Origin of the sequence: Arthrobacter oryzae (assembly GCF_030812315.1) — a bacterium.
Lineage (GTDB): Bacteria > Actinomycetota > Actinomycetes > Actinomycetales > Micrococcaceae > Arthrobacter > Arthrobacter oryzae_B.
In genome coordinates this window covers 372,643-393,550 of record NZ_JAUSSM010000003.1, presented here as the reverse complement: position 1 = coordinate 393,550, position 20,908 = coordinate 372,643, and the positions used below count along the sequence as shown (strand labels likewise).

Annotated in this window: 21 protein-coding genes; 17 read left to right on the top strand and 4 right to left on the bottom strand. The window is 66.3% G+C overall.

What is annotated here, in order from left to right; all coding sequences use genetic code 11:
• Together J2S97_RS08645 and J2S97_RS08640 are read right to left on the bottom strand one after the other, a co-directional pair.
• Positions 1 to 891, bottom strand: a complete 891-nt coding sequence (locus J2S97_RS08645; RefSeq protein WP_307048338.1) for a carbohydrate ABC transporter permease — start codon at positions 889 to 891, stop codon at positions 1 to 3.
• Entirely contained in the window at positions 888 to 2,213 is a 1,326-nt protein-coding gene (locus J2S97_RS08640; RefSeq protein WP_307048336.1) for an extracellular solute-binding protein, read from the bottom strand. Before J2S97_RS08640 ends, J2S97_RS08645 begins: the two co-directional genes overlap by 4 nt.
• A 232-nt stretch (positions 2,214 to 2,445) precedes the next feature.
• Between J2S97_RS08640 and J2S97_RS08635 the strand changes: the two genes are divergently transcribed.
• From J2S97_RS08635 to J2S97_RS08580, 12 genes are all read left to right on the top strand, one after another.
• Positions 2,446 to 3,483 (top strand): LacI family DNA-binding transcriptional regulator, encoded by a 1,038-nt coding sequence (locus J2S97_RS08635; protein ID WP_307048334.1) that lies wholly within the window; start codon positions 2,446 to 2,448, stop codon positions 3,481 to 3,483.
• A 203-nt stretch (positions 3,484 to 3,686) separates the two neighbouring features.
• Entirely contained in the window at positions 3,687 to 3,989 is a 303-nt protein-coding gene (locus J2S97_RS08630; RefSeq protein ID WP_104173883.1) for a DUF4193 domain-containing protein, read from the top strand.
• Between the two features lie 198 nt (positions 3,990 to 4,187).
• Complete coding sequence (locus J2S97_RS08625) at positions 4,188 to 4,490, top strand: urease subunit gamma (RefSeq protein ID WP_307048333.1); 303 nt, start codon at positions 4,188 to 4,190, stop codon at positions 4,488 to 4,490.
• Positions 4,491 to 4,499: 9 nt separating this feature from the next.
• Positions 4,500 to 4,847, top strand: coding sequence for an urease subunit beta (locus J2S97_RS08620; protein ID WP_307048331.1), 348 nt, complete (start codon positions 4,500 to 4,502; stop codon positions 4,845 to 4,847).
• Positions 4,844 to 6,589 (top strand): urease subunit alpha, encoded by a 1,746-nt coding sequence (gene ureC, locus J2S97_RS08615; RefSeq protein WP_307048329.1) that lies wholly within the window; start codon positions 4,844 to 4,846, stop codon positions 6,587 to 6,589. The genes J2S97_RS08620 and ureC overlap by 4 nt, the downstream gene beginning before the upstream one ends.
• 23 nt (positions 6,590 to 6,612) lie before the next feature.
• The gene (gene ureE / locus J2S97_RS08610) at positions 6,613 to 7,098 is read left to right on the top strand and encodes an urease accessory protein UreE (RefSeq protein WP_307048327.1); all 486 of its coding nucleotides are present in this window, start codon (positions 6,613 to 6,615) and stop codon (positions 7,096 to 7,098) included.
• A gap of 15 nt (positions 7,099 to 7,113) precedes the next feature.
• Positions 7,114 to 7,782, top strand: coding sequence for an urease accessory protein UreF (locus J2S97_RS08605; protein ID WP_307048324.1), 669 nt, complete (start codon positions 7,114 to 7,116; stop codon positions 7,780 to 7,782).
• A gap of 12 nt (positions 7,783 to 7,794) precedes the next feature.
• On the top strand, positions 7,795 to 8,412 hold the full coding sequence (ureG, locus tag J2S97_RS08600; RefSeq protein ID WP_307048322.1) for an urease accessory protein UreG: 618 nt from the start codon (positions 7,795 to 7,797) through the stop codon (positions 8,410 to 8,412).
• A gap of 50 nt (positions 8,413 to 8,462) precedes the next feature.
• Positions 8,463 to 9,293, top strand: a complete 831-nt coding sequence (locus J2S97_RS08595; RefSeq protein WP_307048604.1) for an urease accessory protein UreD — start codon at positions 8,463 to 8,465, stop codon at positions 9,291 to 9,293.
• Positions 9,293 to 10,345, top strand: coding sequence for a HoxN/HupN/NixA family nickel/cobalt transporter (locus J2S97_RS08590; protein WP_307048320.1), 1,053 nt, complete (start codon positions 9,293 to 9,295; stop codon positions 10,343 to 10,345). Before J2S97_RS08595 ends, J2S97_RS08590 begins: the two co-directional genes overlap by 1 nt.
• 57 nt (positions 10,346 to 10,402) lie before the next feature.
• Complete coding sequence (locus J2S97_RS08585) at positions 10,403 to 10,987, top strand: HhH-GPD-type base excision DNA repair protein (protein WP_307048319.1); 585 nt, start codon at positions 10,403 to 10,405, stop codon at positions 10,985 to 10,987.
• Between the two features lie 43 nt (positions 10,988 to 11,030).
• Positions 11,031 to 12,608 carry an FAD-dependent oxidoreductase gene (locus tag J2S97_RS08580; protein WP_307048317.1) on the top strand — a complete coding sequence of 526 codons (1,578 nt, stop codon included), beginning with the start codon at positions 11,031 to 11,033 and terminating at the stop codon, positions 12,606 to 12,608.
• An 18-nt stretch (positions 12,609 to 12,626) separates the two neighbouring features.
• Here J2S97_RS08580 and J2S97_RS08575 read toward each other — a convergent pair whose 3' ends face one another.
• Complete coding sequence (locus J2S97_RS08575; protein ID WP_307048315.1) at positions 12,627 to 13,235, bottom strand: TetR/AcrR family transcriptional regulator; 609 nt, start codon at positions 13,233 to 13,235, stop codon at positions 12,627 to 12,629.
• A 154-nt stretch (positions 13,236 to 13,389) separates the two neighbouring features.
• Between J2S97_RS08575 and J2S97_RS08570 the strand changes: the two genes are divergently transcribed.
• The 5 genes from J2S97_RS08570 (at position 13,390) to J2S97_RS08550 (ending at position 18,795) form a co-directional block, all read left to right on the top strand.
• Positions 13,390 to 14,847, top strand: coding sequence for an APC family permease (locus J2S97_RS08570; protein ID WP_307048313.1), 1,458 nt, complete (start codon positions 13,390 to 13,392; stop codon positions 14,845 to 14,847).
• Entirely contained in the window at positions 14,837 to 16,480 is a 1,644-nt protein-coding gene (locus tag J2S97_RS08565; RefSeq protein WP_307048311.1) for an amidohydrolase, read from the top strand. The genes J2S97_RS08570 and J2S97_RS08565 overlap by 11 nt, the downstream gene beginning before the upstream one ends.
• Positions 16,481 to 16,541: 61 nt before the next feature.
• Positions 16,542 to 16,925: a DUF1801 domain-containing protein gene (locus J2S97_RS08560; protein ID WP_307048309.1), complete on the top strand. Its 384-nt coding sequence runs from the start codon at positions 16,542 to 16,544 to the stop codon at positions 16,923 to 16,925.
• A gap of 98 nt (positions 16,926 to 17,023) precedes the next feature.
• Positions 17,024 to 17,383, top strand: coding sequence for a VOC family protein (locus J2S97_RS08555; protein WP_307048307.1), 360 nt, complete (start codon positions 17,024 to 17,026; stop codon positions 17,381 to 17,383).
• Between the two features lie 77 nt (positions 17,384 to 17,460).
• Positions 17,461 to 18,795 carry an aspartate aminotransferase family protein gene (locus tag J2S97_RS08550; RefSeq protein WP_307048602.1) on the top strand — a complete coding sequence of 445 codons (1,335 nt, stop codon included), beginning with the start codon at positions 17,461 to 17,463 and terminating at the stop codon, positions 18,793 to 18,795.
• A gap of 128 nt (positions 18,796 to 18,923) precedes the next feature.
• On the opposite strand, the gene J2S97_RS08545 is transcribed toward J2S97_RS08550, so the two are convergent.
• The gene (locus J2S97_RS08545) at positions 18,924 to 20,801 is read right to left on the bottom strand and encodes an HNH endonuclease signature motif containing protein (RefSeq protein ID WP_307048305.1); all 1,878 of its coding nucleotides are present in this window, start codon (positions 20,799 to 20,801) and stop codon (positions 18,924 to 18,926) included.
• Between the last annotated feature and the right edge of the window lie 107 nt (positions 20,802 to 20,908).

Sequence of the window (20,908 nt, the reverse complement as noted above, 5' to 3'; positions counted from 1 at the left end):
TTAGAGTCCTTCCAGCTGGCTGCCGCCGGAGTTCTTGCCGCCCAGCCGCTGCAGCAGCAGGGCCAGGCCGAGTCCCACCGCGACCAGGATAACGGCGATGACGCTGGCGGGTCCCATCAGGTTGGCCCGGAACCCGGTCAGGTACATGTCCAGGGCCAGGATCCTGGTGGAGTTCCCCGGCCCGCCGGCGGTGAGCACGAAGATCAGGTCGAAGTAGGTCAGCGAGCCCACCACCATGAGGGTGGAGGATGTGATGATGGTGTATTTCAGCTGCGGCACGGTGATGTAGAAAAACTGCTTCACCCGGCCCGCGCCGTCGATCTCCGCAGCCTCATAGAGGGACTTGGGGATCTGCCGGACACCGCCCTGGTAGATCAGGGTGTGGAACGGAACAAACTGCCAGGCGATCACGAAGATCACCAGGAACAGCACCAGTTGGGGCTGGCCGAGCCAGTCCTGTGCCAGGAACGGCAGGCCGAGGCCTTCAGCCAGCCCGAAGTTGGGGTCCAGCAGAGCCTTGTAGGCGATGGCGATGGCTGCCGAGGAGAGCAGCAGCGGCAGGAAGTAGAGCACAGCGAGCACTGCCCGGTACTTCTGGCTGCCGGCAGTGAAAGTGCCCAGCAGCAGGCTGATCGGCGTCTGCACCAGCCAGGAAACCACCATGATCACGAAGGTCAGCCAGACAGCGTTGTACATGACGGGGTCGGACAGGACAGCGAGCCAGTTGTCCATGCCGGCCATGCTGATCGCGCCGATGCCGTCCCAGTTAGTGAAGCTCAGGGCAACGACGCCCAGGAGCGGAAGGACAGCGAAGACAGCGAAGAACAGCAGGGCGGGCAGGACCATCCAGCCGAGGGATCCACCCCGGGCCCTGAGTGAGGCGGCGCTCATTTCCCAAGCGTCGCATTCATGTTCTCGGCGAACTGCGCCGGGGTGATGGACTTGAGGAACAGTTGGTCGATGTTGCTCAGCAGCGCTTCCGCGGCGGTGGGGCTCAGGGCCTGGTCCCAGGACTGCTGCAGGCTGGGGGCGTTCTTGCTCAGCGTGTACACGTATGTCAGGAAGTCTTTGTCCTCGCTCGAAGCGAGCTTGTCCTCGATGCCCTGCACAATGGGCACCTGGCCGGAGGAAATATAGGCGGTGATCTCATCCGTGGTCAGCAGGCCGTCCTTGAAGAACTTCTTAGCCGCTTCTTTTTCCGCATTGCTGGCCTTGGCGGAGATCGAGAGGTACTGGGCGGGGTTGCCCACGGTGTTCAGGGGATCGCCCTTGCCGCCGCTGATGGTGGGGAAGTCGAACCAGCCGAGCTTTCCGTCCTGGACGAAGGTTCCGCCGTCGTGCTTCATCCCGCCGTATGTCCAGGCTCCGTGCAGCATCATGGCCGCCTTGCCGGTGAACAGGAGCGCCTGGTCGGCGTTGCTGTCCGCCGTGATGGAGGAGAATCCCTTGATGAATCCGTTGGCCGTGACCAGTTCCTGGATCTTGGCGCAGGTTTCGAGCACTGCCGGATCGGACCAGGCCATGGCCTTGCCGTCGAAAATCGCCTGGAAGACTTCAGGCCCGCCGATGCGGTCCAGCAGGTACTCCAGCCACATCATGGACGTCCAGCGCGACTGGCCGCCGAGCGACAAAGGCGCAATCCCCATGTCATTGAAGGTCCTGGTCAGGGCCAGGAGATCGTCCCAGGTCTTGGGCGGCTGGGCATTGGCTTTCGCGAAGAGTTCCTTGTTGTAGTAAAAGACGATCGGTGCCACCGTCTGCGTGGGCACGGCGTAGATTTTGCCGTCAACGGTGGCGGCGCCGAAGGAAGACGGGAAGAGCCGGGACTTGACGTCCGGATTCGCGTCGAACCAGCCGGTGAGGTCCTCCACTTGGCCCGCCTGTGCGTAGGTCTTCAGCGTTCCGCCGCCCCAGCCATAGATGATGGTGGGAGCCTGGCCAGCGCCGATGGCCGTCTTGATCTTGGTCTTGTAGGCATCGTTCTGGAAGGCGGTGGCCACGACCTTGGAGTCCGGATTGGCCGCATTGAAAGCGTCCAGGCTCTTTTTCCGGATGGACTCATTGGGTTCTCCGGTCAGGGACCAGAAGGTGGCGCCGCCGACGGGCGCCGTACCGGGGCCCGAGGTGCCGCAGGCGGTCACTGTCCAGGCTGCGAGGGGAGTGAGGGCCGCAAGGGCAAGGAATGACCTGCGTGAGGAAAGGCGTGCTTCCATTCTGATCTCCATTGAAAAGAGCCGCGGCGTTGCGGCGCTGGGTGGGTGCCGGCCGGTCGGGCGGCAGCAGGGACTCGGAACGTTTCGAAATATTTCGCAACTAATTCGTTTACTGAGATAGAAGTTAGCGCCGATCGCGGCCCTGCGTCAAGGGTTTTCGGGCGAATCTTGACGGAGGTGCCTCGGCTAGTGCAGACTTCAGCTACCGAAATTTTTCGAGAAAGTTGCTGGAATGCCTGCGAAGACACCTAAGGCCAAGCTGAACCTGGCCGACGTCGCGGCGCTTGCCGGGGTGTCCACTCCCACCGTTTCCAAGGTCATCAACGGCCGCGACGACGTTGCAGAGGCGACCCGTGCCCGCGTCCAGAAGGCCCTGGCCAAGCTGGGTTACGAGTCGCCGATGCAGCGCAGGGTCAGGTCCGCCGGGCCGGCCCTCGTGGACCTGGTCTTTGACGGGCTGGACAGTTCGTACTCCCTGGAAGTGATGTCCGGGATCGTCGGCTGCGCCGCGGAGGAGGGCGCAGAGGTGGTCCTCAGCAGCGTGACTCCGGACAAGCTGCAGAACACGGACCACGAACAATGGTCCCAGCGGCTTTTCGATGCCGGCCGCAAGGGACTCATCCTGGTGACATCCGAAGTCACGCCCGGCCAGCTGGAATCCTTCCGGCGCCGGAACATCCCCGTGGTGGTCATCGACCCGCTCAATCCGCCCCGGTCCGGGTTCGTCAGCGTCGGTGCCACCAACTGGGCCGGCGGCAAGGCCGCCGCTGAGCACCTAATCGCGCTCGGGCACCGGAAAATTGCGTTCCTGGGCGGCCCTGAGGCTGCCGAATGCAGTGTTGCCCGGCTCCATGGCTACCTGGCGGCCCTGCGTGCCGCCAACATCCCGGCGAATCCGGACTACATCGTGACCGGCCAGTTCCTGCGTAACTTTGGCGTCGCGGGCGCGCGCCAGCTGTTCGCCCTCGCCGACCGGCCCACCGCAATTTTCGCCGGTAACGATGCGATAGCGCTCGGCGTCCTGGACCAGGCCCGCCTGCAGGGCATCCGCGTCCCTGAACAGCTGAGCCTGGTGGGCTTCGACGGGACCGACATCACCGAACAGTCAGTTCCCCGCCTGACGTCCGTGGCGCAGCCGCTTCAGGAAATGGGGCGGACTGCCCTCCGGTCCGTCCTTCGGCTGGCCAACGGGGAAACCCTGGAATCAACGCACGTTGAACTGGCAACCGAACTGGTGGTCAGGGATTCGACGGCGGCGCCTGCCGCCTGACCTCCCGCGGCCTGAACTGAGGTTCCTGGACGTCCATCGTCTGTACTTAAGGCGCCTGTACTTAACTGGCAGGAATGCACTCTAAACTTGACGGGTCCCCCGCGTATCTCCGACGCAGTCTGTCTTACTGGCAGGGAATAAGGGCGCGATGGTGTATGTTGCATTGCCGTCAGACAAGAACATTAGAAAAGAGAACCCCCTAAGTGGCAACCGATTACGACGAAGTACGATCCGACGTCAAGGAATCCCAGGACAACTCCCTGGAAGCGCTCCAGTCAGCGAACGCCCCTGATGCACGCAGCGTTGTCCGTGAGCTGGATGAGGCCGACGCACTGGACGATGGCATGGTTCCCGGCGGGGAATTCGTCGCCGAGGAACTGGTGGTCCAGGTCATCCCGCAGGCCCAGGATGAATTCACCTGCTACTCCTGTTTCCTGGTCCGGCACCGGTCCCAGATCGCCCGCGAAAAGAACGGCCACGCCTATTGCGTTGACTGCGAAGGCTAAGCGCCGCCACACCGTCTCCCCGCATCCCCGAAACCGGGAGACGGACCCCGGAAATCTCACGGAAACCTGACCGGCCTACTGTGGTCACGAACCATAGTCGTAGGTGCTCTGGCAGGAGCGCTCCGGCGGGTCTGGCTAAGCCCGATCCTCCGGGTCTATAAACATAGGACCGAGCCGGGCCGTTGAAGGGATTTTCTGATGCATCTGATGCCCCGTGAGCAGGAAAAGCTCATGATCGTGGTAGCCGCAGACCTCGCCCGGCGCCGCCAGGCCCGCGGCCTGAAGCTGAACTTCCCTGAATCCGTGGCGATCATCAGCTACGAACTGATTGAGGGCGCCCGGGACGGCCGCACCGTCGCTGAGCTCATGAGCTACGGCACCACCCTGCTCAGCCGCGACGACGTGATGGAAGGCGTGCCCGAAATGATCCACGACGTCCAGATCGAGGCCACGTTCCCGGACGGCACCAAGCTTGTCACCGTCCACGATCCGATCCGATAGGGGCAGGCCATGATTCCGGGTGAGTATGTTCTGGGCTCAGCGCCTGTGGTGGTCAATGCCGGACGCGAGGCAGTCGACGTCGCCGTTGTTAACACCGGTGACCGGCCCGTGCAGGTGGGCTCGCACTACCACTTCGCCGAAGCGAACGCCGCCCTTGAGTTCGACCGCCAGGCCGCATACGGCCGCCGGCTGGACATTCCGGCCGGCACCGCCGCCCGGTTCGAGCCGGGGGACAGCAAGACCGTCCGGCTGATCGGACTGGCGGGCAGCCGCGAGGTTCACGGCCTCAGCAACGCGGTCAACGGCGCGCTGGATCCGGGCAAGGCCCGGCAAGAAGCGAAGGGGGAGGCCACGTGAGTTTTGAGCTGACACGCAGGCAGTACGCGGACCTGTACGGCCCGACGACGGGTGACGCCATCCGCCTCGCGGACACCGAACTGTTCCTCGAAATCGAAAAGGACCTCACCGTGTACGGCGAGGAGGTGGTGTTCGGCGGCGGCAAGGTGATCCGCGACGGCATGGGCCAGAACGGCCAGGTCCTGCGGGATGAGGACGTTCCGGACACCGTGATCACCAACGCTGTCATCCTGGATTACACGGGAATCTACAAGGCCGACGTCGCGCTCAGGGACGGCCACATCTTCAAGATCGGCAAGGCGGGCAACCCGCAGATCACCGACGGCGTGGACATCGTCATCGGCGCCAGCACCGAAATCATCGCCGGGGAACGGAAGATCCTCACGGCCGGCGCCGTGGACACGCACATTCACTTCATCTCCCCGGACCAGGTGCCCACCGCCCTCGCCAGCGGCGTGACCACCATGGTGGGCGGCGGAACCGGGCCGGCCGAAGGCACCAAGGCCACCACGGTCACCCCCGGGAAATGGCACATCCAGCGGATGCTGCAGGCCACCGAAGGCATGCCGATCAATATCGGCCTGTTCGGCAAGGGTCACGCCTCCGCCGTCGAACCGCTCGCCGAGCAGATCCGAGCAGGCGCCATCGGGCTCAAGGTCCACGAGGACTGGGGATCCACCACCTCCTCGATCGACAACTCGCTGAAGGTTGCGGACGAATACGACGTCCAGGTGGCCATCCACACCGACACCCTCAACGAGTGCGGCTTCGTGGAGGACACCATCCGGGCCATCGGCGGCCGGGTCATCCACACCTTCCACACCGAGGGAGCCGGCGGCGGCCACGCCCCGGACATCATCAAGATCGCCGGACTCCCCAACGTCCTGCCCGCCTCCACCAACCCCACGCTGCCGTACACGCGCAACACCATCGAGGAGCACCTGGACATGCTCATGGTGTGCCACCACCTCAACCCGGACATCCCGGAAGACGTGGCGTTCGCCGATTCCCGCATCCGTGCCGAGACCATCGCGGCGGAGGATGTCCTGCAGGACATGGGCGTCTTCGCCATTACCTCCTCCGACTCGCAGGCCATGGGCCGGGTGGGCGAGGTGATCACCCGTACCTGGCAGGTGGCAGACAAGATGAAGAAGCAGCGGGGGGTCCTCAAGGACCCTGCCGGTGGAACGCACGGCGCTCCTACTGGCTCCGGTGCGGAGAGTGACAACTTCCGGCTCAAGCGCTACGTGGCGAAATACACCATCAACGCCGCCATCGCGCAGGGCATGGCCGACTCCATCGGCTCCGTCGAGGAGGGCAAGTTTGCGGACCTGGTGCTCTGGGACCCGGCGTTCTTCGGGGTCAAGCCGGAACTGGTGCTCAAGGGCGGGCAGATCGCCTACGCGCTGATGGGCGACGCCAACGCCTCCATCCCCACCCCGCAGCCGCGCACCATGCGCCCGATGTTCGCCGCGTTCGGCAAGGCCGTGCAGCAGTCCTCCATCACGTTCCTGTCCCAGGCCGCCATCGACGCCGGGGTGCCGGAAGAGCTTGGCCTGCAGAAGGTCATCCGGCCCGTGTCGGGGATCCGGTCGCTGACCAAGGCCGACCTCAAGTACAACGACGCCACCCCGGACATCCAGGTGGACCCGGAGACCTACAAAGTGACCGTGGACGGCGAGGACGTCACCTGCGAACCGGCGGACGTGCTGCCCATGGCCCAGCGCTACTTCCTCTTCTAAGTTCCCGACCCCCGGAGCCCCACGTGATCATCGAGAAAATCCTCGGCAACCTGCACGAGATCCCGGCCTCGGAGGCCGGGGCCTTCGCCGGTCTGCACCAGGAGAAGGTGGTGCTGACCAGCGCCCAGTTGGTCAAGCGCATCCAGCGCGTCACCACGGACCACGGCAAGGAGCTCGGCATCCGGCTCCCGTCCGGATCCGGGGACCTCCGTGACGGCGACATCCTGCACATCGCCGAAACCAGCATGATCGTGGTGTCCGTACTGCCCACCGACGTGCTGGTGGTGGCGCCCCGGACCATCCACGAGATGGGGGTGGTGGCGCACTCGCTCGGCAACCGGCACCTGCAGGCCCAGTTCTTCGACGCCGCCTCCGAGTACGGTGCCGAAGTCATGGTGTGCCAGTATGACCACACCGTGGAGGATTACCTCAAACACGTCGGAGTGCCCTACGACCGCCAGGAACGCGTGATGCCCGTCCCCTTCCGCCATGCCGAACACTCGCACTGACGCGGCGGCGGTTCAGTGAGCGATTACCAGTTGGCATTGCAGCAGCTCACCGATTCTGCGCTTCCTACCGGGGCGTTTTCGCACTCGCTGGGGTTTGAGACATACATTGAGCGCGGGCTGGTCCATGATGAGGCGAGCTTTGGGGTGTGGCTTTCCGCGTTTGTGGGGCAGCAGCTTTCCTATTCCGACGGGCTTGCCATCCGTTTCCTGTATGAGGGCGTCCCTGTTGCCGGGCTGGATTCGCTGCTGACGGCACAGCTCCTGCCGCGGCAGCTGCGGGAGGCTAGCATCAAGATGGGGACGAGGCTGCTGGAGATCGGCTTAGAGGTTTTCCCGTCCCCGGAACTGGCGGCATACCGGGAGCTGGTGACCACCGGCCGCGCCGCCGGGCACCAGCCGCTGGCGTTCGCCGTCGTCGCCCGTTCCCTGGGCGTTCCGCTGACCGAAGCGCTCGCCGCGTACCTTTTTGCAGCGGTCACCTCACTGACCCAGAACGCCGTCCGCGCCATCCCGCTGGGGCAGAACGCCGGCCAGCGGCTGCTGCGGAAAGCGGCCGATGACGTCGCTGCCGCCGTCGGGCGGATCGCCCGCCTGGCACCGGACGACTTCGGGGCGGTCAGCCCCGGACTGGAAATTTCGCAGATGCGGCACGAGCATCAACGTGCCCGAATGTTCATGAGCTAGCAGGAGGACAGAATGTCTGAACCCATCAAGATCGGCATCGGCGGACCGGTTGGCGCCGGCAAGACCCAGCTCGTGGAGCGGCTCACCCGGCACATGAGCCGCGAAATCTCCATGGCCGCCATCACCAACGACATCTACACGATCGAGGATGCCAAAATCCTGGCCGCCAACGGAATCCTGCCTGAGGACCGGATCATCGGCGTCGAAACCGGCGGCTGCCCGCATACGGCGATCCGCGAAGACACGTCCATGAACACCGCGGCCATCGAGGAGCTCAAGAAACGGCACCCCGACCTACAGGTCATCTTCGTAGAATCCGGCGGCGACAACCTCTCCGCAACGTTTAGCCCCGAGCTCGTCGATTTTTCGATCTATATCATCGACGTGGCACAGGGCGAAAAGATCCCGCGCAAGGCCGGCCAGGGCATGATCAAGTCCGACCTCTTCATCATCAACAAAACCGACCTCGCCCCGCATGTCGGAGCGGACCTTTCAGTCATGGAGCGGGACTCGCGCGAATTCAGGGGCGAGAAGCCATTCTGCTTCACCAACCTCAAAACGGACGAAGGGCTCGACGCCGTCATCGACTGGGTGCGGCGAGACGTCCTGATGCTCGACCTGGCATCGTGAGCACGACGGCGGCTCTGGGGACTGCGGCCGCCCCTGCCGTGAAGTCGCCGATGGGGGAGCTCGAGCTGCGCATCGAGCATCGCGGGGCCAGGTCCGTGGCCGCGCATCAGTATCATCGGGGCGCCTTGAGGGTTTTACGGCCGCATTACCTCGATGAGTCCGGGCAGGTTTGTTATGTCGTTGTGAACCCTGGTGGGGCCTATCTTGGGGCTGATCTTTATGTCATCGATGTGGAAGTTGGTGACGGGGCGGCGTTGGTGCTGACGACGCAGTCCGCCACGAAGATCTACCGGACTCCGGGGTCGTTTGCCGAGCAGCGGATGACCCTGCGGCTGGGGGAGCGGGCGCAGCTGGAGCTGGCTCCGGACCAGCTGATCGCCTACCGGGAGGCCAGTTACCGGCAGAATACGCGCGTCACCGTGCGGCCGTCGTCGAGCCTGGTGATGGCCGAAGTCGTCACGCCGGGGTGGTCCCCGGACGGGGCGTCGTTCCGGTACGAGGAACTGCGGCTCCGCACCGAAATCCACGTGGAGGCAGCCGGCGGCACCGAACTCCTGGCGCTGGACAACCTGCTGATCCGGCCGCCCCTCAACGACGTCACCGGGATGGGGTTCATGGAAGGCCGCAGCCACCTGGGTTCGCTGGTGGTGGTGGATGAACGCGTAAACCAGGCCCTCGCCGACGAGCTCCATGGGCTCACCATCAGCCACGACGCCTACACCGGCGTGTCCCTGAGCGCATCAATCGGCGGAACGACCGGCCTGGTGCTGCGGTCGCTGTCAGACTCCACGGAGGAACTCAACCGGCTGCTGGGCGCGTGCACTGCCCTGCTGCGTGAACGCTGGCACGGGCAGGCGCCCCTGAACCTGAGGAAGTACTGATGACCACGCTGACCCAGTTCGCCGCGATGTACCGGGAACGCGAGCAGCTGCCGCTCCGGACCCGGATGCTCTTCGCGTTTGGGGCGGTAGCCGCGCTGCATGTTGCCGCCGTCGTACTTCTCCTTTCCGGAACGGCGGCGGGCGGACAGCCGCTGGCCCTGGGCCTGGTGCTCACCGCCTACCTGGCCGGCATCAAGCACAGCTACGACTGGGACCACATCGCCGCCATCGACAACTCGACGCGGAAGTTCGTGGCCCAGCGGAAGGATCCCGTGAGCGTCGGGTTCGCGTTCAGCCTGGGGCACAGCTCGGTGGTGATCCTGGCAGGGATCCTGGTGGTGGGCGGTGCAGCCATGGTGGGCCAGTTCATGGAGGACGGCACCACCGGAAACCTGGTGCTGGGCCTGATCGGCAGCGGCGTCTCCGGGCTGTTCCTGCTGGCGATGGGCCTGTTCAACGGCTCGGCTTTCCTGCGCGCCGCGCAGGCGTACCGGAACGTGCAGGGCGGCGGAGAAGTGCAGGACGGGGACCTTGAAGCGAAAGGATTCGTGGCGCGCCTGCTGGCCAAGCCGCTGTCCCGGGTTCAGCGGCCGCGGAACATCTACGTGATCGGCTTCCTGTTCGGGCTGGGTTTCGATACAGCCACCACCATCGGGCTACTGGTGATGACGACGGCGGCCTCCCTCGCCGGAGTGTCCCCGCTGGCCCTCCTGGCGCTTCCGCTGGCGTTCACCGCGGCCATGACGCTCTTCGACACCACCAACGGCGTCGCCATGATGCGCATGTACAGATCCGCCATCCACAATCCGCAGCGGAAGCTCGGCTTCAACACCCTGATCACCGGCATCTCGGCCGTGTCGGCCCTGTTCATCTCGGCCATCACCCTGGGCGGATTCCTCAATACGGCCTTTGGTTTGGAGGATCCCCTGACCACCTGGCTGGGCGCAGTGGACCTCGGCGACGCCGGGCTGCTGCTCGTGGCTGTCCTGCTGGCGGTGTGGGGTGTTGCCGCGCTGCGTGGGCGGATTAAGGGCCGTTCACAAGCGCCCTAGCTTCGACGCGGCCGCCACCCCATGACGCGCGCCGGGCCGGGTGGCAGGATAGGACGCATGGAACTGCACATCACAGGGGACCCCGCCGCCGACAAACTACTCAGCGATGACGCGTTTGCGCTGCTCACCGGCATGCTGCTGGACCAGCAGGTGACCATGGAGTCGGCGTTTGCCGGTCCCGAGAAGATCCGGACGCGCATCGGATCCATGGATCCCGCGGAGATCGCCGGGTACGACCCGCAGGGCTTCATCGAGATGTTCAAGGAGCGGCCGGCCGTGCACCGCTTCCCGGGATCCATGGCCGGACGTGTCCAGGCCCTCGCCGAAACCGTCCACAGTGATTGGAACGGGGACGCCACAGCCATCTGGACGCAGGGGAGCCCTGACGGGCCGGACGTGCTGCGCCGGCTCAAGGCCCTGCCGGGATTCGGCGAGCAAAAGGCCAAGATCTTCCTGGCGCTCCTCGGGAAGCAGTGCGGTCTCCAAGCGGAAGGCTGGCGCGAGGCCGCCGGACACTACGGCCAGAAGGACGCCTTCCTCTCCGTCGCCGACATCGTCGATCCGGAATCGCTGAGCAAAGTGCGCGCCAGCAAGCAGGCCGCCAAGGCCGCTGCCAAAGCGGCGAAGACCACCGGGGACTGACAACCCGGCCCAGGCAAGCCCAACTGCGTGGAAGGCGGATACCGTGAGTGAGCAGCCAGCAGGTAAGTTCGCCTCCCTTTGGGCGGCCACCAGTGCATCCACGAGCTACGCCGCCCTCAACGCGGACCTCGAGGTGGATGTGGCCGTGATCGGAGGCGGCATCGCAGGCCTGACCGCTGCGCTGGCCCTGAAACGGGCCGGCCAGACGGTGGCCGTGCTGGAGGCGGCCCGCGTGGGCACCGGAGTCACCGGAAACACCACCGGCAAGGTCACCTCCCTGCACCGGCTGGCCTACACGGAACTCGCCGGCCGGCACGGTGCCGAGGCGGCCCGCATCTACGGACAGGCCAACGAAGCCGCGATTCAGCATGTGGCCGGCACAGTGACGGAAGAAGGCATCGACTGCGGCTTCCGGCGGGTATCCAACTACACCTACGCCGAATCGGAGGCCACGCTCGATCTCGTCCGGGAGGAAGCTGCACTGGCCGCCAGGCTTGGACTCCCCGCGTCCTTCACCACCGAAGTGCCGCTGCCCTTTGCCGTCAAGGGGGCGGTCCGTTTCGGCGACCAGGCGCAGATCCACGCGCTCAGGTACGTGCAGGGCCTGGCCCGAGCCGTGGACGGAGATGGCAGCTTCGTGTTCGAGGAGTCGCCTGCCACGGGATTCCGGGACGGGACGCCGGCTGTGGCCGACACGGAGCGGGGATCGGTCCGGGCCCGGGAGATCATCGTGGCGACCAATATGCCGATCGAGGACCGGGGAATCTTCGCCGAGCGATGCTACCTGCACCGCTCCTACATCGTTGCCGCCCGCAGCGACCTACCCCCTTTGGATTCCACATTCCTCAGCCTTGACGAGCCGATGCGCTCCATCCTGACCATCGAACTCGATGGCACAAGCTATGTCCTTACCGGCGGCGAAGGCCATCCCGCGTCGGAGCGCAGCGACTCGGCCGAACGGTACCGGAGGCTCAGCTCGTTCGCCCGTGACCGCCTGGGCGCCGACGAGATCGTCTACCGCTGGTCCACCCAGGACGCCATGCCTGCCGACGGGCTGCCTTACGTCGGGCCAATGTCTCCGGACTCCCGGCACATTCACGTGATCACCGGACTGCGAAAATGGGGCCTGACCAACGGCACCGCCGCAGCCCTGATTCTCCGGGACACGCTGTGCGGCCGGTCCAACCCATGGGCGGCAGTGTTTGACAGCACGCGGGGCGTCCGCGACGGGCGTGCGGCGCAGGCAGACGGTGAGCCAACGGACGGTGAGCTGGCAGGCGGTGAGCCAACGGACAGTGAGCCAACGGACGGTGAGCAAACAGAGTCCGGGCAGCCTCCCGCGTCGCCGGAGGCGCCTGCCGTCCCGCTTGTTATCGCTCCGGGCGAGGGTCAGGTAGTGGATGTGGACGGGGCGAAGACCGCCGTCTACCTCAGTCCGGCGGGCAACCTCAGCGCCGTGTCGGCCGTCTGCACCCACCTGGGTTGCACCGTCGAGTTCAACCCGGCAGACGTGACCTGGGACTGCCCGTGCCACGGTTCCCGGTTCAGCACCGACGGCACCGTCGTCCAGGGCCCGGCCGCCCGGAACCTCGCTTCCAGCCCGGCACCGCCGCTTAGCTGAGCTTCGCCCGCTGCGGCGTTACCCGGCCAGCTTCGCCCGTAGTCCGCCGATGATCACATCCAGGCCGAAGTCGAAGGCGTGCCCGCCACGCTCCGCTGACGGTCCGGCATTGCCGAGTGCGCGCTTGAGCGTGGGGTAGCCCTCCCCGGGCGGGTCCCAGACAACTTCCGGAGCCGCCAGGTCCAGTGCCGCACCGAGGGCAAAGCTGTCGATGGTGGAGATGGCCGCCACCACGTCCCGGCCCCGGAATCCCGCACCCTCCAGAGCCAGCGCGAGGTCCTCGTAGAGGCCGATGACCTCCGGATCGGTGATGGACTGCAGGACCAGCAGCGGCGCCAGCCGCGGGTGGCGGGCGAACGCGTCCCGGTAGGCGCGGATCAGGACCCGCAGGGCAGCCTCCCAGTCGCTGTGGTCCACCGGAGAGTAGGGCTCTTCGGTGATGATCCGGTGGCGCAGGAGTTCCAGGATCTCGTCCCTGCCGCTGACGTGGTTATAGATGGAGGACTGGCTAACGCCGATCTTATTGGCCAGTTTCGGGAAGCTGAAGTCGCCGCTCTCATCAACCAGCTCCAGGGCGGCCGTGGTGAGGGCCTCCACGGATATCAGCGGGAGGAGCGGGCGCCCCATGGGTTCTCCTGACTGCAGCTCTTGTACGTCCTGCCCAGCCTAGTCGGCGGGACTCCGTGACGCTGTTTTGGGAAAACTATTGTGCTCTGCGCCACACGCCTCCATAATAAACGAAAGCCTTTCGTTTAGCAGGGCTCCCAGAAAGGACGGACAAGTGCCGGATACCCAAACCAGACCACCGACGTCGTCCGCGGACGGCTCCCTCAAGCGCAACGCCCTGGGCACGGGCGGCATTGCCTTCCTCGTTATCTCGGCAGCAGCCCCGCTCACCGTCATGGCGGGCGTGGCGCCCGTAGCCATCGGCGTGGGCGGAATCGGCGCCCCGGCCGGCTACCTCCTGGCCGGCATCGTGCTCACCCTCTTTGCCATCGGCTTCATGGCCATGACCCGCCACGTCAAGGCATCCGGCGGCTTTTACACGTACATTTCACTGGCCATGGGCAAGACCGTGGGACTCGCCTCCGCCATCCTGGCGATCGTCTCCTACAACTGCCTCCAGATCGGCGTCTACGGCCTCTTCGCGGTCCAGACCCACGACATGTTCAAGGTGCTGTTCGGACTCGAGGTGCCCTGGCCGGCCATCGCGCTCGCCGCCGTCGCTGCCGTATGGTTCCTCGGCTATCGGGGGATCGACGTCGGTGCGAAGGTGCTCGGCGTGCTCCTGGTCGCTGAGACGGGCATCCTCGCCGTGATGGGAGTGGGCATCCTCGGCAGCGGCGGAGCCCACGGGATCAGCGTGGGTTCGTTCAGCCCGGAGCACGCGTTCGGCCCGGGCGTCCTGGCGATTCTTGGCATCTGCTTCGCCGCCTTCATGGGCTTCGAGTCAACGGTGCTCTACCGCTCCGAGGCCCGCAACCCGGACAAATCCGTGCCGCGGGCCATGTACATCGCCGTCGGCTTTATGTCCGTTTTCTACGCCTTCATCGTCTGGACCGTGGTCCAGGCCTATGGCGAAGACCGCGTCGTGGAAGCCGCAGGCGACCTGGCTGGCGGGATGTTCTTCCAGACCATCAACCACTATGTGGGTCCGTGGGCCGAAGTGGTGATGTACGTTCTGATCGTCACCAGCGTTTACGCCTCGCAACTGGCCTTCCACAACGCGATCAACCGCTACGTCTACATGTTGGCCCGCGACGGCGTGCTGCCCGCCTTCCTCGGCCGTACCCATCCCAAATTCCAGTCCCCGCACCGCGCCGGCCAGCTGCAGACGGTCCTTGCCGCCGTGGTCATCACCATCTGCGCCCTGCTCAACGCCGACCCGTACCAGCAGCTGCTGATCTGGGTGAACACGCCGGGTATTTTCGGCATCGTCGGGCTTCAAGGGCTCGTTTCGGTTGCGGCCTTCCTCTACCTGCGCCGGAATCCCGCCGCAGCGACGCACAAACTGATGGTGCCGCTCAGCCTGGCCTCGGCAATCCTGCTCTTCGGCGTGGTGCTGCTGATCGGCCTGAACATCGAGCTGCTCACCTTCGCCGACGCCCTGACCAACACCATCCTCATCCTGGTGACGCCCCTCGTCTTCATCGCCGGGCTCCTGGCAGCCCGCTGGGTGCGCCGCCACCGTCCCAAGACCTTCGCGCAGATTGGAAGCTTCGAAACCCATGAATCCTGATTTGATCATCCTGGCCGACGCCGTCCACACGATGGAGGACTGGACGCCCGGGCGCCCCGCGCCACAGGCCGTGGCCGTCCAGGGCGGCGTGATTGCCGCCGTCGGAAGCCGTGAGGATGCCGCGGGCTGGCCGGCCGCGGAGGTCATCGACTTCGGTGCCGCCGTGCTGACGCCCGGCCTGGTGGACTGCCACATCCACCCTGTCTTGGGCCTGGAACTGACGCGCGGCTGCGACCTGTCCGGCGCCAAGGACCTTGCCGAGGTGCGCGCACTGTTGCGCGCCGAAGCGGAGGCGGTCCCCTCGGGGGATTGGGTGCGGGGCTGGGGCCTGGACCCGAATGTTTTCGGATCCGCCGCCGCCCACCGCGAGCTGATTGACGACGTCGTCTCCGGACGGCCGTGCCTCATCCGCCTCTTCGACGGGCATTCCGCCCTGGCCAGTTCCCGGGCACTCGAACTGGCGGGGGTCACCGGACCGCGGGCGTTCGAGCAGGCTTCGGAAGTCGTTTGCGACCCCAGCGGCAGGCCCACGGGGCTCCTGCTGGAGGCCGCCGCCGTCGAGCTCGTGGCGCATCTGATGCCGGCGGAGTCCTTCGACGAGCGGAAGGCGAGGCTGGCGGAACTCTTCACGCTGTTCGCGCGGTCCGGGCTCACGGGAGCGCACGTGATGGACTGCGGTGAGGGTTCACTGGAGCTCTACCGTGCCCTCGAAAACGACTTGGACGGCGGCCTCCCGCTGCGCCTGCGGATATCACCGTGGTGCATGCCCGGCAGCGGCGAGCAGGACTGGCGCCGGCTCGCGGAGCAGATCGGACTGGGCGGTAAGCGCTGGGAGGTGGCCGGCATCAAGCTGTTCGTTGACGGCACGGTGGACAACGGCACGGCGTGGCTGTTTGATCCCGACGTCTATGGGGAGTCGGTGGCCCCGTTCTGGCCCCGCCCGGAGGAGTACGCGGCGGCGGTGCGCTTCTTCGCCGGCCGCGGGATTCCCACGGCCACGCACGCGATCGGCGACGCCGGAGTGGCCGCTGTCCTGGACGCCTTCGAGTCCCTGCCTCCCGCGGTGCGGTCGGTTGCACCGGAGGCCGTGCACCGGATCGAACACCTCGAAACCGTCCCGGACGCCCTGATTGAGAGGTTCTCCCGGGCGGGCTTGGTGGCGAGCATGCAGCCGACGCACTGCACCCACTACTCCCGCGCCGACCAGAGCGACAACTGGTCCACGCGGCTGGGATCGGAACGCGCGAACAACGCCTGGCGGTGCGCGGACCTCCGTGCGGCGGGAACCACCCTGGGGCTCGGCTCCGACTGGCCGATCGCCCCGTTCGAACCGCTGCCCATCCTGGCGGACGCGCAATTACGACGGCGGGCCGGCCGCCCGGGCGAACAGCCGGTCGTTCCGGGCCAGGCCCTCACTGCTTTGCAGGCGCTTGAAGGCTACACGTCGCATGCTGCCAGGGCCGCGGGGGAATGGGTGGTCTCCGGGTCCGTCACCGTCGGCAAGCGCGCGGATTTCACGGTGTTCGACGTCGATCCGCTGTCTGCTGCGCCGGACGACCTGGCTGATGCGCAGGTTCTGGCCACGTTCGTGGACGGACGGGTGCAGCACCTGGCGGTGGGAGCAGTCCGGTAGGACGCGGGCCGGCCCCGCGCCGTCGGCTTGGGGCCGGACGCCGCGGGCCTAGTCTGTACGCATGGACAAGCCGGAAAAGGGGACGAACCGCAACCCTGCCGTTGATGAGTGGTTCCAAAACTATGACAACCCGCAGCGGGACCTGGTGGCCAGCATCCGGGACTTCATCCTCGCGGTCGACCCGGCCGTGACCGAGGCCATCAAATGGCAGGCGCCCACCTTTATGTACAAAGGCAACATCGCCTCCTTCTTCCCCAAGTCGAAGAAAAACGTGACGCTTATGTTCCACACCGGCGCCTCCCTGCCGGACGAGCTGGGACTCTTGGAAGGCGACGGCGAGGTGTCCAGGGTTGCGCGCTTCCTCGATGCGGCGGATTTTGAGGCCAAGAAGCCGGCGCTTGAGGCGGTCATCAGGCGATGGATCCGGGACAGGGACCGGGGCTAGGGCGACCATCCGGGAGCAGCGTCGGAGTCAAGCCGTTCGACGACGGCGCATCCCCCCGACTGCAGACACCCCCCACCTTCCGCCGGTAGCATGCCCGTATGGCTATCGCACGCTTCCCCACCCTCGTCATCGACTGCCCCGACGCTGGAGCCCTTGCGGCCTTTTATGCTGCCCTGCTCGGCTGGAACGTGAAGGATGACGGCGACTGGGTCGAGATCCGGCCCGACGACGGCAGCAACTGCATTTCGTTCCAGCAGGTGGACGGCTACCAGGCGCCCGAATGGCCCGGCCAGTCCCACCCACAGCAGATGCACCTGGACATGGTGGTGCAGGACCTGGACTACGGGCAAAAAGAGGTCATCAGGCTGGGAGCCACCAAAGCGGAGACGCAGCCCGGCACAACCTTCCGCGTGTTCCTCGACCCCGCCGGCCACCCCTTCTGCCTCTGCCTGAGCTAGGCAGGACGAACGGGTTCACTAACTATCTTCGTTTCCCGTTCCTGACGTTCAAGAGACCGCCGAGGGACAGCCCGGCACTGAAGCAACGGAGGTTGGTCATGAATCTCGACGAACTGGTCTTCCATCCCTGGGTTGTTCAGGGGCCGCGGGACGTGCCAACCTTTGTCGGCGGCTCCGGGAGCTACGTCATCGACGCCAACGGACGGCGCTACCTGGACTTCAGCTCGCAGCTGGTGTTCACCAACCTTGGTCACCAGCATCCGCGCATCGTGGCTGCGATCAAGGAGCAGGCCGACCGTCTGTGCACGCTCGCACCTGGCCACGCGTCCGATGTCCGGGGCGAAGCGGCGCGGCTGATTGTGGAGGTCGCGCCGGAGCGCCTTGGGCACGTGCTGTTTACCACCGGCGGGACTGAGGCTATCGAGCATGCGGTTCGGATGGCGCGCCTCTACACCGGCCGGCCGAAAGTGCTCGCGGCTTACCGCTCGTATCATGGCTCGACGGCGGCATCGATCCACCTCACCGGCGACCCGCGCCGCTGGGCTTCGGACACCGGCGCGGCAGGTGCCGTCCATTTCTTTGGACCTTTCCTGTACCGGTCGGCGTTCGGATCGAGGACGCCGGAGGAAGAGTGCGAGCGGGCGCTCGCCCATCTGGAACAGGTAATCCTGTTGGAAGGCCCGTCGACGATCGCCGGCCTGGTTCTGGAATCTGTGATCGGCAGCTCGGGTGTCATTGTGCCACCGGCCGGGTACCTGCGTGGGGTCCGTGAGCTGTGCGACCGCCACGGCATCGTCTACATCGCCGACGAGGTAATGGTGGGTTTCGGCCGCACGGGCGCCTGGTTCGGCGTCGACCACGATGGCGTGGCGCCCGACCTGATGGCGTTCGCGAAGGGCGTGAACTCCGGGTACGTGCCGCTGGGCGGCGTGCTGGTCGGCGACGCGATCTACGAGATGTTCACCAGACGCCCCTACCCCGCGGGCCTGACATACAGCGGACACCCGCTCGCCTGCGCCGCAGCCGTCGGCGCCATCAGCGCGATGCACGAGGAGGGCACCGTTGCGGCAGCCGCCCGCCTCGGCACTGACATCCTGGGGCCAGGGCTCAGGGAGCTTGCCGGGAAGCACGAGTCCGTCGGCAACGTTCGCGGCATCGGCGGCCTCTGGACCGTCGAACTGGTCCGCGACCGGTTGACCAAAGATCCGCTCGTCCCGATAGGAGCCACTGGTGCGGCGAATGCGCCAATGGTTGCCTTCACCAAGGCATGCCTGGACCGGGGCATGTTGCCGCTGACTATGGGTAACCGCGTCAATGTCGCTCCTCCCCTTAACGTAAACGACTCCGACGCCGCCGCGGGTCTGGCCATCCTGGACGAGGCACTGGCGGCAGCCGACGCCTTCCTGGACTAACGCATTCCTTGCCTGCAGCGGGGCGCGCCTTGAACGTCGTGCCGGCCCCGCTAGCGATTCCGACTTGATCCGATCGGCGTTGCTGCGTTCGCCCGCTTGGTCAGCGCACGGTTGCGCCTGGCAGCATCTCATTCGAGCCTGAAGTATCTGTTCCGTTGTGGTCTTTGTCGTGGGTCGATGTGGGGTGGCGGGATGAACCAGGGGATGCCGGTTTTGACTTGGATGGTCCATTGTTCTTTGTGGATGAGGTGGTGGTGATGGGAGCAGAGGAGGGTTCCGTTGTCGGTGCTGGTGGGTCCGCCGTGTGACCAGTAGGTGATGTGGTGGGCTTCGCACCAGGTGGCGGGGATGGTGCAGGCGGGGAAGGCGCAGCCCTGGTCGCGGGCGGTGATGGCTTTGCGGATGTGCGGCGGGAAAATCCTTGTGGTGCGGCCGATGTCCAGGATGCGGCCTTCGCTGCCGAGCAGGACGGGGATGATGTCGGCGTCGCAGGCGATCTTCCGGACCGTGGAGGCTGTGACCGGGCCGGTGAACATGAACGAGCCCGTGCCCGGGATGCCGTGGATGCTCGGAATGCCGGGTGATCCGGTTGGGCTGTCGTTGGTACTTGTTCCGGTGCCTGCGGCCGGGGTGCGGTAGCGCGGTCCTTGGGCGGTGGTCTGCTCGAGGCGGTCCAGGAGGTCGCGGTAGTCGATGGTGACCATGACCTGCGGGCGGAGTCCTCCCGCGGCGGGGAGTGCGCCGGTGGTGAGGGCTGTTTTGCAGGCGCCGACGAGGCCGTCGAGGAGCCGCTGCGGCCGGGTCCGCCGGTCCAGATCCTGGCCCAGATCCAGGTCCAGGTCCAGGTCCAGGGCAGCTTCTCTGCCGGCGGCGGTGTCCGGGCCTTCGCTGGTGTCCTGCCTGGCGGTTCCGTCAGTGTCTCCTGGTACCGGGACGTCACTGCTGCCGTCAGTGCCGCCTGCCGGGGTGCGGGGGTTGGTGGCGGTGTTCATCACGGTCAGCAGTGATTCGTACTGGTCCGGGGTGGCGAAGATTTCCAGGTGGTGGAGTCCGCGGCGGGCGCGGCGGAGGAATACGCCCTGCCGGCGGTGGAGTTCCTCTTCGGAGGGTTCGGATCCGTCCTGGTCGATCGCGTCGGTCCATTGCCGGGCGACCCGGGTCAGGAAGTCCGTGTCGTTTTCGGCCGCGGTCCGGGTCAGGGCGTGTTCCATCCGGGCCGTGGTGTCCGCGTCGGCGTGGTGCCGGACCCGCTCCAGGGCAAGGGTGATGATGGTCGCGGGCCGGGATGCGACGGTCCCGGCGGTAACGGCGGCGGCGAGTTCGGGCCGGACCGGAGGTTCGGTGTGGCCGGCGAACCCGGCACGGGGCAGCAGATCGGCCGCGAGGGCCATCCTGCGCCGGGCCTCGGCGACACTGATCCGCAGCCGGGACCGGAGGAACTCCGCAGCGTTCCGGCACCCGTCATCGGCAGGGTCCGGTCCCGCAACGGTTGACGCTTGGCCGGCGGCGGCCGTTTCGGTCGGTTCTGCGCCCCATCCCGTGACCCAGCCGGCAGCCCGGCCAGCCCGGCCCGAGCCCGCTGACCCCGCCGCTCCTGTGCCGACTGCGGCCGAGCGCGCTGCCGCGGCGGCTTCACGCCGGGTTCGGTCCACTGCCCCGGCCGCGACGATCTGCAGGTATTCGACTACCCGGGAGACTTCCTCGACGTGGCCGGCGAAGTCCGCAGCCTCGCGGAAGCTCAACAGCGCGGCGTCCTCGGCCGCTGTCGAACCGATCCCCTTGAGCAGCTCAAGGCTCCTGGCGAGATCACCGGACCCTCCGCCGTCGGACGCTGCTTCAAGTGGATGCTGGCGTCCCGCAGGGACACTGCGAAGGCCGCGGACGCGCGCGGTAAACGGTTGAGGAGCCGGCGGTTGAACAGCAGGAGGCTGAACAGCGGCACGGGCAGCGGGCAGTTTGGCCCACCGCAATGCCCCTCCTGCTGCAGAATCCCCCACGGCTTCCATGAACTAAGTCTGCCGCGGGGGTATGACGTTTAGGCCTGCTGCTCGGGCTGCGGAAATACGCCAGCCGCCGGTCGCCCCGGGAACGGGGAGCGCCAGGCCGAGCCAGT

Coding starts and splice junctions, on each gene's coding strand:
- J2S97_RS08560 (WP_307048309.1), top strand. CDS start 16,542: ATGGACAAGCCGGAAAAGGGGACGAACCGCAACCCTGCCGTTGATGAG.
- J2S97_RS08555 (WP_307048307.1), top strand. CDS start 17,024: ATGGCTATCGCACGCTTCCCCACCCTCGTCATCGACTGCCCCGACGCT.
- J2S97_RS08585 (WP_307048319.1), top strand. CDS start 10,403: ATGGAACTGCACATCACAGGGGACCCCGCCGCCGACAAACTACTCAGC.
- J2S97_RS08595 (WP_307048604.1), top strand. CDS start 8,463: ATGGGGGAGCTCGAGCTGCGCATCGAGCATCGCGGGGCCAGGTCCGTG.
- J2S97_RS08640 (WP_307048336.1), bottom strand. CDS start 2,213: ATGGAAGCACGCCTTTCCTCACGCAGGTCATTCCTTGCCCTTGCGGCC.
- J2S97_RS08575 (WP_307048315.1), bottom strand. CDS start 13,235: ATGGGGCGCCCGCTCCTCCCGCTGATATCCGTGGAGGCCCTCACCACG.
- J2S97_RS08565 (WP_307048311.1), top strand. CDS start 14,837: ATGAATCCTGATTTGATCATCCTGGCCGACGCCGTCCACACGATGGAG.
- J2S97_RS08545 (WP_307048305.1), bottom strand. CDS start 20,801: ATGGAAGCCGTGGGGGATTCTGCAGCAGGAGGGGCATTGCGGTGGGCC.
- J2S97_RS08635 (WP_307048334.1), top strand. CDS start 2,446: ATGCCTGCGAAGACACCTAAGGCCAAGCTGAACCTGGCCGACGTCGCG.
- J2S97_RS08590 (WP_307048320.1), top strand. CDS start 9,293: ATGACCACGCTGACCCAGTTCGCCGCGATGTACCGGGAACGCGAGCAG.
- J2S97_RS08620 (WP_307048331.1), top strand. CDS start 4,500: ATGATTCCGGGTGAGTATGTTCTGGGCTCAGCGCCTGTGGTGGTCAAT.
- ureG (WP_307048322.1), top strand. CDS start 7,795: ATGTCTGAACCCATCAAGATCGGCATCGGCGGACCGGTTGGCGCCGGC.
- J2S97_RS08645 (WP_307048338.1), bottom strand. CDS start 891: ATGAGCGCCGCCTCACTCAGGGCCCGGGGTGGATCCCTCGGCTGGATG.
- J2S97_RS08625 (WP_307048333.1), top strand. CDS start 4,188: ATGCATCTGATGCCCCGTGAGCAGGAAAAGCTCATGATCGTGGTAGCC.